The sequence below is a fragment of the Vibrio sp. 10N.222.46.A1 genome, assembly GCF_041473595.1.
Taxonomy (GTDB): domain Bacteria; phylum Pseudomonadota; class Gammaproteobacteria; order Enterobacterales; family Vibrionaceae; genus Vibrio; species Vibrio tasmaniensis_A.
Map to the genome: position 1 here is coordinate 1 of NZ_JBFRSN010001642.1, position 420 is coordinate 420.

Here is a 420-nt window from a genome sequence, read left to right on the forward strand (position 1 = left end):
ATGTATATTTAAACGCAGGTTTACTGCAGTGTTACGGTCACACGACCAGTTCTAATCTCGTAAACGAATTGATGCTGAGTACCGCCTTCCAATTGAATGTAAGTGCAGTAGTCATTGCTGTTATCCGCTTGCGCTGAATATTTGTAATTCGAACCATTTGCCACATTGGTTAATGTTCCAACCTTAGGAGGGTTCTGAAGTAGATTTTCCATTAAATCGACACACGAAGCATCGGTCACATCATTAGACGGAGCTGAAGCTGAATTGGTGTTTATAGACCATGGGTAGCCGTCTCTAAAATTAGTACTTCCATTGCTACTTGTTGATCTGGTTAGCCAAAAATCAACACCATCGTAATTTACAGTATTGTATGTTTCAACACCAATTCTTTCTGATGGACGAGCTTCTGCTTCCCATTGC

At 40.7% G+C, this 420-nt stretch carries 1 protein-coding gene; it reads right to left on the reverse strand.

All coding sequences use genetic code 11. From position 1 onward, the window contains the following. Positions 1 to 20: 20 nt before the first annotated feature. Positions 21 to 420: MSHA biogenesis protein MshB (locus AB4496_RS28615; RefSeq protein ID WP_372133474.1), on the reverse strand; the 400-nt coding region annotated here is incomplete at its 5' end.